This window comes from Massilia putida (assembly GCF_001941825.1).
GTDB lineage: Bacteria > Pseudomonadota > Gammaproteobacteria > Burkholderiales > Burkholderiaceae_D > Telluria > Telluria putida.
In genome coordinates, this window is sequence record NZ_CP019037.1 from 141319 (window position 1) to 154446 (window position 13128).

At 67.7% G+C, this 13128-nt stretch carries 12 protein-coding genes; 6 read left to right on the plus strand and 6 right to left on the minus strand.

The annotated features are described in order from the left end of the window. Positions 1 to 26 precede the first annotated feature (26 nt). Genes BVG12_RS01025 through BVG12_RS01035 form a run of 3 tightly spaced genes read left to right on the plus strand, consistent with a single transcriptional unit; the run spans position 27 to position 5277 of the window. Positions 27 to 3563, plus strand: coding sequence for an indolepyruvate ferredoxin oxidoreductase family protein (locus BVG12_RS01025; RefSeq protein WP_075790764.1), 3537 nt, complete (start codon positions 27 to 29; stop codon positions 3561 to 3563). Positions 3564 to 3573: 10 nt separating this feature from the next. Then, positions 3574 to 4323: an electron transfer flavoprotein subunit beta/FixA family protein gene (locus tag BVG12_RS01030; RefSeq protein WP_075790765.1), complete on the plus strand. Its 750-nt coding sequence runs from the start codon at positions 3574 to 3576 to the stop codon at positions 4321 to 4323. A 21-nt stretch (positions 4324 to 4344) separates the two neighbouring features. After that, a complete protein-coding gene (locus tag BVG12_RS01035) occupies positions 4345 to 5277 on the plus strand; it encodes an electron transfer flavoprotein subunit alpha/FixB family protein (protein ID WP_075790766.1) in 933 nt (310 codons plus the stop codon). A 57-nt stretch (positions 5278 to 5334) separates the two neighbouring features. Here the strand turns inward: BVG12_RS01035 and BVG12_RS01040 are convergent, their stop codons facing one another. The 6 genes from BVG12_RS01040 to BVG12_RS01065 form a co-directional block, all read right to left on the minus strand. Further along, positions 5335 to 6276 carry a VOC family protein gene (locus tag BVG12_RS01040; protein WP_075790767.1) on the minus strand — a complete coding sequence of 314 codons (942 nt, stop codon included), beginning with the start codon at positions 6274 to 6276 and terminating at the stop codon, positions 5335 to 5337. 36 nt (positions 6277 to 6312) lie between these two features. After that, entirely contained in the window at positions 6313 to 7071 is a 759-nt protein-coding gene (locus BVG12_RS01045; RefSeq protein ID WP_075790768.1) for an SDR family NAD(P)-dependent oxidoreductase, read from the minus strand. Positions 7072 to 7111: 40 nt separating this feature from the next. After that, the gene (locus tag BVG12_RS01050; protein ID WP_075790769.1) at positions 7112 to 7327 is read right to left on the minus strand and encodes a ferredoxin; all 216 of its coding nucleotides are present in this window, start codon (positions 7325 to 7327) and stop codon (positions 7112 to 7114) included. 88 nt (positions 7328 to 7415) lie between these two features. Further along, positions 7416 to 8204: an IclR family transcriptional regulator gene (locus BVG12_RS01055; protein ID WP_075790770.1), complete on the minus strand. Its 789-nt coding sequence runs from the start codon at positions 8202 to 8204 to the stop codon at positions 7416 to 7418. Between the two features lie 112 nt (positions 8205 to 8316). Next, positions 8317 to 9507 carry a thiolase family protein gene (locus BVG12_RS01060; protein WP_075790996.1) on the minus strand — a complete coding sequence of 397 codons (1191 nt, stop codon included), beginning with the start codon at positions 9505 to 9507 and terminating at the stop codon, positions 8317 to 8319. Then, the gene (locus tag BVG12_RS01065) at positions 9507 to 9905 is read right to left on the minus strand and encodes a Zn-ribbon domain-containing OB-fold protein (RefSeq protein WP_075790771.1); all 399 of its coding nucleotides are present in this window, start codon (positions 9903 to 9905) and stop codon (positions 9507 to 9509) included. The genes BVG12_RS01060 and BVG12_RS01065 overlap by 1 nt, the downstream gene beginning before the upstream one ends. Before the next feature lie 134 nt (positions 9906 to 10039). On the opposite strand from BVG12_RS01065, the gene BVG12_RS01070 reads away from it, so the two are divergent. The 3 genes from BVG12_RS01070 to BVG12_RS01080 all read left to right on the plus strand — a co-directional run bounded on the left by BVG12_RS01070 (position 10040) and on the right by BVG12_RS01080 (position 13111). Beyond that, positions 10040 to 10735: an SDR family NAD(P)-dependent oxidoreductase gene (locus tag BVG12_RS01070; RefSeq protein WP_075790772.1), complete on the plus strand. Its 696-nt coding sequence runs from the start codon at positions 10040 to 10042 to the stop codon at positions 10733 to 10735. 50 nt (positions 10736 to 10785) lie between these two features. Continuing rightward, positions 10786 to 11772, plus strand: a complete 987-nt coding sequence (locus tag BVG12_RS01075; RefSeq protein ID WP_075790773.1) for a fumarylacetoacetate hydrolase family protein — start codon at positions 10786 to 10788, stop codon at positions 11770 to 11772. A 79-nt stretch (positions 11773 to 11851) separates the two neighbouring features. Beyond that, on the plus strand, positions 11852 to 13111 hold the full coding sequence (locus BVG12_RS01080) for an MFS transporter (RefSeq protein ID WP_075790774.1): 1260 nt from the start codon (positions 11852 to 11854) through the stop codon (positions 13109 to 13111). Positions 13112 to 13128 lie beyond the last annotated feature (17 nt).

The window sequence follows — 13128 nt, forward strand, 5'->3', positions numbered from 1 at the left end:
TAAAAATTTTTGACGGAGACCCATCCATGAATTCGCCGCTAACGCCCGCCGCCGGGGCAGCGCTGCGCGCCGTCGCGCTCGACGACAAATACACGGTCGATACGGGACGCATCTACCTGAGCGGCGTGCAGATGCTCGCGCGCCTGCCGATGCTGCAGAAGGAACGCGACCGCGACGCGGGCCTGAACACGGGCGGCTACGTGTCCGGCTACCGCGGCTCGCCGCTGGGCGGACTGGACCTCGCGCTGTGGAAAGCGAAAAAGCACCTCGACAGCCACGACGTCGTGTTCCAGCCCGGCCTGAACGAGGACCTGGCCGCCACCGCGGTGTGGGGCACGCAGCAGGTCAACCTGTACGACAGCGCCACCCGCGACGGCGTCTTCGGCATGTGGTACGGCAAGGGACCCGGCGTGGACCGCTCGGCCGACGTGCTCAAGCACGCGAACGCCGCCGGGACGTCGGCCAAGGGCGGCGTGTTGATGCTGGTCGGCGACGACCATGCCGCCAAGTCGTCCACCGTGGCGCACCAGTCGGAGCACTTGCTGGTCGCGTGCGGGATTCCCGTCCTGTATCCGTCTACCGTGCAGGAGTTCCACGACTACGGCCTGCATGGCTGGGCGATGAGCCGCCATGCCGGGCTGTGGGTGGCGATGAAGTGCGTGACCGACGTGGTGGAGTCGTCGGCATCGGTGGAAATGGACCCGCAGCGCCTGCGCATCGTGGTGCCGGACACGCCGTTGCCGACGGGCGGGCTGGGCATCCGCTGGCCCGACGGCCCGCTGGAGCAGGAGGCGCGCCTGGTCGAGCACAAATGGTACGCCGCCCTCGACTATGTCCGCGCCAACAAGCTGAACCAGGTGGTGCTCGATGCGCCGCAGGCGCGCTTCGGCATCGTCGCCGCCGGCAAGGCCTATCTCGACCTGCGCCAGGCGCTGGTCGACCTGGGGCTGGACGAGGCGGCCTGCCGCGCCATCGGCATCCGCATTCTGAAAGTCGGCTGCGTTTGGCCCCTGCACGCGGACGACGTGCGCGAATTCGCCGCCGGGCTGGACGAGATCCTGGTCGTCGAGGAAAAGCGCCAGGTGCTCGAGTATGCGATCAAGGAGCAGTTGTACAACTGGCCCAGCGACCGGCGTCCGCGCGTGTACGGCAAGTTCGACGAGCGCGGCATGGAAGGCGGGGAGTGGGCCTCGCCGCGCGGACAGTGGCTGCTGCCGGCGCGCTACGAGCTGTCGCCCGCGCTGATCGCCAAGGCGGTCGCGCGCCGCCTCGGCGAGGCCGGCCTGCCGCCGCAGTTGCGCGTGGCGATCGACGAACGCCTCGCCGTGATCGCGGCCAAGGAGCGCGAGGCCGCCCGGCCGCGCGTCACGGCAGAGCGCAAGCCCTGGTTCTGCTCGGGCTGTCCGCACAATACCTCGACCAGGGTTCCGGCGGGTTCGCGTGCGCTGGCGGGTATCGGTTGCCACTACATGGCGTTGTGGATGGACCGTAACACCGAGACGGTGGCCCAGATGGGCGGCGAGGGCGTCAGCTGGCTCGGCCAGATGCATTTTACGCGCGACAAGCACGTGTTCGTGAACCTCGGCGACGGCACCTATTTCCATTCCGGCCTGCTGGCGATCCGCGCGGCGATCGCGGCGAAGGCCACGCTGACCTACAAGATCCTCTACAACGACGCGGTCGCGATGACCGGCGGCCAGCCGGTGGACGGCACGCTGACCGTGCCGCAGATTGCCCAGCAGGTGGTCAGCGAAGGCGCGGTGCGGGTCGTGGTGGTGAGCGACGAGCCGGAAAAATATGCGCAACGGGCCGGCCTGCCGGACGCCGTCACTGTGCACCATCGCGACCAGTTCGACGCCCTGCAGCTCGAACTGCGCGAGCTGGCCGGCGTGTCGGTCATTATCTACGACCAGACCTGCGCCACCGAGAAGCGGCGCCGGCGCAAGCGCGGCGACTATCCGGACCCGGCACGGCGCGCCTTCATCAACCCGGCAGTCTGCGAAGGCTGCGGCGACTGCTCGGTGGCCTCGAACTGCCTGTCGGTCGAACCGCTCGAGACTCCGTTGGGCACCAAGCGCAGGATCAACCAGAGTTCCTGCAACAAGGATTTCTCTTGCGTGAACGGATTCTGTCCGAGCTTCATCACCGCCGAGGGGGCCCAGCTGCGCCGTCCCGGGTCCGCCGCGCCGGCCGCCGTCCAGGCCCCGCCGGTGCCGGAGCCGGTGCAGGTACCGCTCGACGGCGTCTGCGGCATCGTCGTGCCCGGCGTGGGCGGGACGGGCGTCGTGACGATCGGGGCGCTGCTCGGGATGGCGGCACACCTGGAAAACAAGGGGGTCAAGGTGCTCGACATCACCGGCCTCGCGCAAAAGGGTGGAGCAGTACTCAGCCACGTGCAGATCGCGGCCCATCCGGACAGCATCCATGCGACGCGCGTGCCGACGGGCGAGGCGGATGTGCTGATTGGCTGCGATGCCATGGTGGCCGCCTCTAGCGACGCGCTGTCGCGCGTGCGGCGCGGACGTACCCGCGCCATCGTCAACAGCGCCTCGGTGCCGGCCGCCGCCTTTCTGTCGAATCCGGACTGGAAGTTCCCCGGCGCCGACACCGAAGCCGACCTGCGCGCGAGCATCGGCGACGCGTGCGAGTTCGTCGATGCGAATGCGCTGGCGCTGCGCCTGTTCGGCGACACGATCTACGCCAATCCGCTGCTGCTCGGCTATGCATGGCAGAAGGGCTGGGTGCCGCTGGGACGCGCTGCGCTGCTGCGTGCGATCGAGTTGAACGGCGTGTCGGTCGAGAAGAACCAGCAGGCCTTCGAAGCCGGCCGGCGCGCGGCGCACGACCCGGCCTCGCTGGCGGCGCCAGCGCAGGCCAGACCGCTGCCGATTCCCGTCACGCTCGACCGCCTCATCGACGAGCGCGTCGCGCTGCTGACGGCCTACCAGAATCCGGCCTATGCAGAGCGCTACCGCTCCGCAGTGGAACGGCTTCGTGCTGTGGAGTCGAAAGTCGATTCCGGCGGCAGGCTGGCGCTGACCGATGCGGTGGCGCGCAACCTGGCCAAGCTGATGGCGTACAAGGACGAATACGAAGTCGCGCGCCTGCACAGCGCCCCCGAGTTCCTGGCCGAGCTGCGCAACCAGTTCGAGGGCGAACCCGGCAAGGATTACCAGGTGCATTTCCACCTTGCGCCGCCGCTGACTGCGGCGCGTGACGCCGCCGGCCGGCTGGTCAAGCGACGCTACGGTCCATGGATGATGCGTGCGTTTTCCGTGCTGGCCCGGTTCAAGGGATTGCGCGGCACCCTGCTCGACCCCTTCGGCAAGACCGCCGAACGGCGCCGCGAGCGCCGGCTGGTCGAGAATTACTTTAATCTCGTCCAGCTGTTCTGCGAAACCCTCGCCCCGGAACGTCTCGACGCGGCCCTTGAGCTGGCGCGGGTGCCCGAAACGATACGCGGCTACGGTCACGTGAAGGAAAAGAACATGGACGCGGCCTCCGAACGGCGCGCCCAGTTGATGGCGCTTTACCGCGCCCTGGCTCACCATAACAAGACATGAAGGAGATAGCATGAAAATACTGGTACCCGTCAAACGCGTGGTCGACTACAACGTCAAGGTTCGTGCCAAGTCCGACGGCAGTGGCGTCGATATCGCCAACGTCAAAATGTCGATGAACCCGTTCGACGAGATCGCGGTGGAAGAAGCCACGCGCCTGAAGGAAGCCGGCAAGGTCACCGAGATCGTTGCCGTGACCTGCGGCGTGGCACAGGCCCAGGAAACCCTGCGTACCGCGATGGCGATCGGCGCCGACCGCGGCGTGCTGGTCGAGACCGGTGCCGAGATCGAGCCGCTGGGCGTGGCCAAGGTGCTGAAGGCGCTGGCGGTCGAAGAGCAGCCGCAACTGATCATCCTGGGCAAGCAGGCGATCGACGACGATTCGAACCAGACCGGCCAGATGCTGGCTGCGCTGCTGGGCTGGCCGCAGGCGACGTTCGCCTCGAAGGTCGTGCTGGAAGACGGCAAGGTCACCGTGACCCGCGAAGTGGACGGCGGCCTGGAAACCGTGGCCCTGAGCCTGCCGGCCATCGTCACCACCGACCTGCGCCTGAACGAGCCGCGCTACGTCACGCTGCCGAACATCATGAAGGCCAAGAAAAAGCCGCTGACGACGGTCAAGCCGGAAGACCTCGGTGTCGACGTCACGCCGCGCCTGAAGACCGTCAAGGTCGCCGAGCCGGCCAAGCGTTCCGCCGGCGTCAAAGTGCCCGACGTGGCGACCCTGGTGCAGAAACTGCGCACCGAAGCCAAAGTCATCTAATCAAGGTTAAGGAATACATCCATGGTCGCACTCGTCATTGCTGAACACGACAACGCCTCGCTGAAGGCCGTCACCCTGAACACCGTCACCGCAGCCGCGCAATGCGGCGGTGACGTCCACATCCTCGTCGCCGGCAGCGGTTGCGGCGCCGTCGCGGAAGCCGCCGCCAAGATCGCGGGCGTCTCGAAAGTGCTGGTCGCCGACGCGCCGCAATTCGCCGACGGCCTCGCCGAGAACGTCGCCGAGCAGGTCCTGGCCGTCGCCGGCAGCTACTCGCACATCCTGGCCCCGGCCAGCGCCCACGGCAAGAACGTGCTGCCGCGCGTCGCCGCCAAGCTGGACGTCGCCCAGATCTCGGAAATCACCAAGGTCGATGCGCCCGACACGTTCGAGCGTCCGATCTACGCCGGTAACGCCATCGCCACCGTGCAGTCGCTAGATGCCGTGAAGGTCATCACCGTGCGCGGCACCGGCTTCGACGCCGCTGCAGCCGAAGGTGGTTCGGCCGCCGTCGAAACCGTCGCGGCCGTCGCGGACTCGGGCAAGTCGAGCTTCGTGGGCCGCGAACTGGCCAAGTCGGACCGTCCGGAACTGACCGGCGCCAAGGTCGTCGTCTCCGGCGGCCGTGGCATGGGTTCGGGCGACAACTTCAAGATCCTGGAACCGCTGGCCGACAAGCTGGGCGCCGCGATGGGCGCATCGCGCGCCGCCGTCGACGCGGGCTACGTGCCGAACGACTGGCAGGTGGGCCAGACCGGCAAGATCGTCGCGCCGCAGCTGTACATCGCCGTCGGTATCTCGGGCGCGATCCAGCACCTGGCCGGTATGAAGGATTCGAAGACCATCGTCGCCATCAACAAGGATCCGGAAGCGCCGATCTTCTCGGTGGCCGACTACGGCATCGTCGGCGACCTGTTCGAAGTCGTGCCGGCCCTGGTCGAGGCACTGGGTTGAGCGGCGCGCTCTTTCGCGCGCCGGAATGAAGAACAGGGGCTGGCGCCCCTGTCGATGTCAGTAGCGGCCCGCCACCACTTCCGGATCGAATACTTCCTGCGGCGTGCGCACGCTCGGCCCGAGGATCGGACCGACCACCTCGTGGCCCCAGGTCGACAGCTTTTCCGGGTTGAGTTCGAAGCCATCGTCATGCCACGGTTCGAGCTCGGCGATGCACTCGATGGCGAAGCCCGACGGCGTGAAGTGATAGAAGGACATGTGCGGATCCTGGGTATGCTGGCCCAGGGTCATCATCATCTGCAAGCCCTTCTTGCGCACGAGGTCATACGTCTCGCCGACATCGCGCACCGAATTGACGGTGATGCCCACGTGCTGCACGCCGGCCTTGCCGGGGCCGAAGCCGTAGGCGATGTCGTGGCTGGTATGGGTATTGAGCTTGGCGCCGAAGAAGCCCGTCTTGCCCTTGCCGGCACCGGCGCCGTAGTAGCGCATGCCCATGACGACGGTCAGAAAGTGCTCGAGCTCGGGCCCGAATTCCGGCGTGATGACGACCACGTGGCCGACGCCGCGCTCGCCGCAGGTGAAGCCGCCGTGCGGGCGACCCGGCTGGAACGAGCGGGGCATCCATTTCTGCGCGTAGAACAGCTCGTGCTGGTAGCCCACCGGATCGCGGAAGCGGATGAGTTCCTTGACGCCGCGGCGCTCGCGCAGGGCGTCGTCGGCGAAGGTGACTTCGACGCCGTGCTCGCGGAAGCGCTCCACCGCGGCATGGAACTCGAGTTTGCCCTTCGCCTCCCAGCCGATGTAGGCCAGCCGGTCGATCTTCCCGGGGTGGAAGGCGATCCGGTGGCGCCGGTCGTCCATCCTGAAGTACAGCGAATCCTGGTCGTCCTCCGGCGCGCTGCCGGTCTGGAAGCCCATGACCTGCGGGCCGTATTCGCGCCAGGCGTCCAGGTTGGCGGTCTCGAAGCCGAGATAGCCGATGCCGATGATGTCCATTGTCTCCTCCATTCGTTTTATGATTGGTACGCGCGGCTAGACGGCCAGCAGGCCGCCGTCGACCACGAGGTCCGAGCCGGTCATGAAGCGCGCCTCGTCGGATGCGACGTAGAGCGCCAGCGAGACGACTTCCTCGGGCTCGCCGGGCCGGTCCTGCAGCACGCCGTCGAGGATGATGCGGCGCGTCGCCGGATTGTCGACGAAGGCGGCGGTACCGGGCGTGCGCACGAAGCCGGGGCTGATGCTGACCGCGCGGATGCCCAGCGGCGCGCCTTCCACCGCCAGCTGGCGCGTGAACGACACGACCGCGCCTTTGGCCGCGCTGTGTGCGCTCAGCCCGGCCGCGCGGGAACCGCCCCAGGCCGCGGTCGAGGCGATATTGATCACCACGCCGCCTTGCGCCGCCAGGTGCTTCCACGCGATGCGGGTCGTGAAGAAGATGAGGTCGAGCTCGTTGCGGATGGTGTAGTGCCAGTCCTCGACCGACATCTCGCCGACCGGGGCGAATTTCGCCGCCGACGCGTTGTTGTACAGGATGTCGATGCGGCCGCATTCCTCGGCCGCGGCTTCGACCCAGCGCCGCGCCTGTTCATGGTCGCCGAGGTCGACCGGCGCGCTGCCGTGCAGCTTGTAGCCCTCCGCCGCCATCAGGCGTGCCGTTTCCTCGTGCCCCGCGCGGTCGACGTCGCAGCCAACCACGGTAGCGCCTTCGCGCGCGAAATACAGCGCCGCGACCCGGCCCTGGCCGCCGCCGGTGCCCGTGATCAGGGCGACCTTCCCAGCCAATCGGTTCATGGTTGTTTCCTCATGACGGAATTCTGCCGGAACAGGACGCTCATGCAGGGGCCTGGACGGCGATGGCTTCGGCCGGGCACGCGGCGGCGCCTTCGCGTGCGCTCTCCAGCAGCTCGTCGGGAACGACATCGCTGTCGACGTAGACGATGCCGCCGGCATCGAGCTTGTAGATTTCGGGGCAGATGGCGGCGCACAGGCCGTAACCGCAGCAGCGGCTGCGTTCGATGACTACGCGGTGAAGCAGTTGATCGCTCATGATTCGTCTCTTTGGTAATTATCCGGCCGTGGTGGTCGTGAGACGATTATGCACACAAATCAAAAAACTGTCACGTTTTACGCGAAGCCTAGAACAGGATGTTGCCCACCTTCGTCGCCGCCTTGCGCAACGCCTGGCCGAGTTTCTCGATCTCGGCCTCGGCATGCTGGCCGCGGAAGGTCACCGCAGACATCGCATACGCCATCGTGCCGGCACGGTCGTTGACGGGCGCCGCGATCGCGAGGATGCCCGCGGAGAAATAACCGTCGTCGACTGCCCAGCCCTTGGCGCCGGCATCCGCTACCTGGCGCCGGTAATCGTCGAAGCCGAGCGGACGGGCCCAGCGCACCTTGTCGAACGCGGCGCGCAGGCGTTCCTCGTCGAGGCCGAGCTTGCCCGCGAACAGGCGCCCGCTGGCGCCCATCAGCACCGGCAGGCGCTGGCCGATCGCCATGTCGATACGCAGGTCTCCCGGGCTCGTTTCCGAACTGACGAGCACGATGCGGTCGTTGCCCATGCGGCGCCACAGGGTGACGGTGACGTGGTGCGCCGCCGCGAATTCCTGCATCAGCGGGCGTACGACGTCGAGGCGCTGGCCCTGCGTGACCAGGTGCTCGACGAGCTTGGCCAGTCCCAGTCCGGTGGTATAGGTTTTCGACAGCGGGTCGAAGTCGAGCATCTCCTCGGCCACCAGGGTGCGCAAGGTGTTGAAGCAGGTGCTCGGATTGATCGCCAGCTCGCGCGCGATGTCGGCCGCCCGTTCGGGCGAACCGGAGGCCGTCAGGAAGCGCAGGATGCGGACCGCGTTGACGACGGGCTTGACGGTCACGCCGGTCGCGGAATCGGACTGGTCGTCGCTGCTGGTGTTGCCTGCCATGGTGTGCTCCGGACAGGATGCCGCGGGGCTCCGCGGGCGAATCCATGTCTAAAATTTGATTCTAAGGTTAGAATCGTCGCGGAGCAAGGCCGGGGCGCGGAACGCCTGATCCCTAGTCGCGTACCAGCAGCAGGCTGCCGGCCAGCGGACCGCCGCCCGAGGCGACCACCGAGACCTGGTGCGGCGCCACCTGGCGCGCGCCGCCGCGCTGCCACAGCTGGGTGCAGGCTTCGTGCACATATCCGAGTCCATGGGTGCGGCCGCCCGACAACTGGCCGCCGTTCGTGTTCACCGGCAGGGTGCCGTCGAGGGCAATGCGGCGTCCCCCTTCGACGAAGCGGCCGCTCTCGCCGCGCGGACACAGGCGCAGCGCCTCCATCCACATCATCGTCAGGATCGAGAAGCCGTCGTACAGCTGGGCGGTCCCGACCTCGGACGGCTTGACGTCGGTGCGCGACCACATCATGTCGGCGGCATCGCGCGTGGCCATCGCGGTGAGGTCGATCTGGTCCCAGGACCAGGGCTGGTGCAGGGCCGCGCCGATCGCCTCGATCCGCACCGGCGGGTTGGGCAGGTCCCTGGCGGCGTCGGCGCGCGACAGGATGATCGCGGTCGAGGCGTCGCAGTGGACGTCGCAGTCGAGCATGCGCAGCGGCGTCGAGATCATGCGCGAGGCCATGTAGTCGTCCATGGTCAGCGGCGTGCGGTAGATCGCCTTCGGATTGAGCGCCGCGTTGGCGCGGCAGGTCAGGGCGATCTGCGCCAGCTGCTCGGACGTGGTGCCGTACTCGTGGAAATGGCGCTGCGCGTACATCGCCATCAGGTTGACCCCGGACAGGACGTTGAACGGCGTGTACCACTGCCAGGAGGCGCTGCTGTCGCGTCCGACCGTCTTGTTGGTCAGCGCACTGGCGCCCTTGTCGGTCTGGCGCCGGGTCGCTTCGGTGATGGTGCGGAAGACCAGCACGTGGCGGCACAACCCGGCCGCGATCGCCATCGCGCCGTTGATGACGCCGGCCAGCGGCCCGGGGCCTTCATACCCGCCGCCGTACCAGTTGACCTTCAGTCCGAGCGTGCCGATCAGCGCATTCGGCCCGACCGGGGAAAATGCGTCACCATTGTTGTTGTCCCCCGGCCAGCAGGAAATGCCGTCAATGTCGTCGCGGGTCAGACCGGCGTCGGCGATCGCTTCCAGGCAAGCATCGAGCGTGAGCCGCATCGCCGACTTGTCGGACGGCCGGCGCACTTCCGACTGGCCGATGCCGGTGATCGCCACGTTCTTCTCATGGATCCGGTCGATCATCATGCCGCCCTCTCGAACAGGGGAATCCAGACGTCCTCGACCTGCTCGAAGCGGACGCGTACCGGCATGTCGATGGCCACCTGGTCCGGGTCGATCCCGACGACATTGGTCACGAACTGCAATCCCTCCTGCTCGGCCAGCTCGACGATGGCGATGACATAGGGTTCCTTGAGGTCGGGGCGCCACGGCTGGTGGTTGACCGTATAGGTGACGACTTTTCCGTGCCCGGAGACCGGCCGCGGCCCGACGTCCAGGCTGAGGCAGCGTGGGCAGATCGGTGACGGCGGCTGGAAAAAGCGTGCGCATGCGGCGCAGTGGTGCATCTGCAGCTGGCCGGTGGCGCCGCCTTGCCAGAACGCCCGGTTGTCGGCAGTGAGTGCCGGAAGTTTTCTTGTCATGACTTGGCCTTTGACTAGCGATTGCGGACTATTCCGGGGAAGATTCTACAACTTTGTAGACACAAATTGAAAATATGTTTAAAGTTTTCCGTAAAGCGTCATTTTTTATCCGAACAACATAGAAAGGTCACACGATGTCCCCTCGACTCGATTCCCGCGTCATCGTCATCACCGGAGGCTTCGGCGCGCTGGGCCGCGCGGTCGCCGCACGGCTCGTTGCCGCGGGCGCGCGCGTCGCGCTGCTCGACCGCGCGCCGGTGGCGCAGGCCGACTTGCCGGACGTGGCGCTGGCGCTCGGCAGTGTCGATCTGGGCCAGGAAGCCGGTTGCCAGGCGGCGTACGCGCAGGTCGGCGCGACCCTCGGCGCGGTGCATGGCGTCGTCAACGTGGCCGGCGGCTTTACCTGGGAAACGGTCGAGGGTGGCACCCTGGCATCCTGGGACCGCATGTACGAGACCAATGTGCGTACCGCCGTCGTCAGCTGCCGCGCGGCGCTGCCGTACCTGCTGGCGAGCGGCGGGAGCATCGTCAACGTCGGCGCCGCCGCGGCGCAGAAAGCCGGCATGGGCATGGGCGCCTATGCCGCTTCGAAGGCCGGCGTGGCGCGGCTGACCGAAGCGCTGGCGGAAGAACTGAAGGACCGCGGCGTCACGGTCAACGCGGTCCTGCCGAGCATCATCGACACGCCGGCCAACCGCGCCGACATGCCGGGTGCCGATGCCACCCGCTGGGTCGCGCCCGACAAGCTGGCGGCGGTCATCGCCTTTCTGCTCTCGGACGAGGCGTCGGCGCTGACCGGCGCGTGTATCCCGGTCAACGGCCGCGTCTAGCATCCTGCGCCGTCGGCGCTGGCAACCACAACAAGAACGGGAGACACAAAATGAGACTGGTTACTTACCGCGACGCGTCCGGCGCCATGCGCCCGGGGGCGTTGATCGAATCCGACACCGCGATCGTCGACCTGAGCCAAGCCGCCAGCGCGACGGGGCTGGGCGGCTGGCCCGCGTTCGGCAGCATCCTGGCGCTGGTCGAGGCGGGCGACGAGGCCCTGGCCGAGGCGCGGCGCCTGGTCGCCCGCGCACCGGAGGGCGCGGTCGTCGAGCGCGCCGCGGTCAAGCTGTGCGCGCCGATCCAGCCGCCGCCGCAGATGCGCGACTGTTCCTGCTTCGAACTGCACCTGAAACAGAGCTTTGCGGCGGCGCGCCGCGCGCGCGTGGCCCACCTGCCAAATCCCGAGGAAGCGCTGGCGCAGATGAACACGCGCGCCGACGAGCGGGTCATCGCCACCTTCAACCGCCAGCCGATCTACTACAAGTGCAACCGGTTCGCCGTGGTCGGGCCGGACGACGACGTGATCTGGCCCGCGTACAGCAAGGCGATGGACTTCGAACTCGAATTCGCCTGCTACATCGGGCGCAAGGGCAAGGACATCCCGCGCGAGAAGGCGCGCGGGCACATCGTCGGCTACACGATCTTCAACGACATGAGCGCGCGCGACATGCAGTCGGTGGAGATGGGCGGCATGCTGGGCCCCGCCAAGAGCAAGGACTTCGACACCGGCAACGTGATGGGCCCGTGCCTGGTCACCGCCGACGAGCTTCCCGACCCCTACGATCTCACCATGGTCGCGCGGGTCAACGGCGAGGAGTGGGGCAGGGGCAGCACGCGCGACATGCGCTGGCGCTTCGAGGACGTGATCGAGCACATTTCGCGCTCCGAGACCTTGTACCCGGGCGAGGTGCTGGGCTCGGGCACGGTCGGCAACGGCTGCGGACTCGAGCAGCTGCGCTACCTGAAGCCGGACGACGTGATCGAGCTCGAGGTCGAGGGCATCGGCATCCTGCGCAGCCGCATCGTGCAGCCCTGAGCAGCGTCACGCAACGCTTCCCGGCGCCACCGGCCGCAGAGTCCGGGGCGCCGATTCCACGACCTTACAGGAGACAACCATGGTCGGAACCAAGAACGGCGCGGCGATCGACTTCGCCGAATTCAGGCAGGGCTGGCGTGTCCTGCTGCTGGCGATCGCCGGCGTCATGATCAGCATTAACGCCACCCTGCTGTACGGCTTCGGGGTACTCGTGATCCCGCTGCAGCAGGAGTTCGGCTGGCCGCGCCCGGCCCTGCAGGCGGCGATCAGTTTCCTGTTCGGCGGCGCCGTGATCGGGCTGCAGCTGGTCGGCTGGCTCAACCTGCGCTTCGGCATCAAGCGTGTCACGCTGGCATCGCTGTTCACGATGGCGCTGGGCTACCTGGCCACCACGCAGATCCGGGGTCCGGTCTGGTCGCTGTACGCCGCCTTCTTCCTGCTGCCCATCGTCGGCATGGGCGCGCTGGCCGTCACCTGGACCCAGTTGCTGAACCTCTGGTACGTGCGCAACCGCGGCCTGGCGCTGGCGCTGGGCCTGTCGGGCACCGGGATCACGGCCGCGGTCACGCCGCCGCTGTTCGCCTGGGGCGTGGCGCACTGGGGCTGGCAGGCGCCGTTCGTGATCCTGGCGCTGGTCAATGTGCTCGTCGGCATGCCGCTGACGCTGGCCTGGTTCCGCCTGCCGCAGGCGCACGCAGCGGCGGAAGCTGCGCAGCCGGCGCCGGCGCTGTCCGGCATGAGCTTCCGCGCCAGCCTGGCCTCGCCCAAGTACTGGATCTGCAACATGGCGCTGTGCCTGGTGGTGTCGGCGGTCATGGGCATGGTCACGAGTACCGTGCCGATGCTGCGCGACCGCGGCCTGGCGCTGGCCAGCGCCACCCAGGTGTTCGCCTGGTTCGGCGTCGCGCTGATCGGCGGGCGCCTGGTGGTCGGCTACCTGCTCGACAGGCTATGGCCGCCGGGCGTCGCCGCCTTCAGCCTGGCGTTGCCGGCCGCCGGGGCGGCCATCTTCCTGTCGGGCAGCGCCGACCTGGCGCTGCTCAGTCTCGCGGCCGCGCTGGCGGGCCTCGGCGCCGGCGCCGAATTTGACATCGCCGCCTTCCTCATGGCGCGCTATTTCGGCCTGAAGGACTACGGCCGCATCTTCGGGCTGCACCAAGGCCTGATCACCGTGGCTTCGGCCGGCGCGCCCCTGATGTTCGCAGCCATGTTCAGCGCAACCGGCAGCTACACGACGATGCTGGTGTATTGCGCGGCCAGCACGCTGGCCGGATCGCTGCTGCTGCTGACGCTGGGACGCGTCCCGCAGGCGGCCGTGCAGGCACGGGCCGCGGCCTGAGATTTTTATTTACCGAG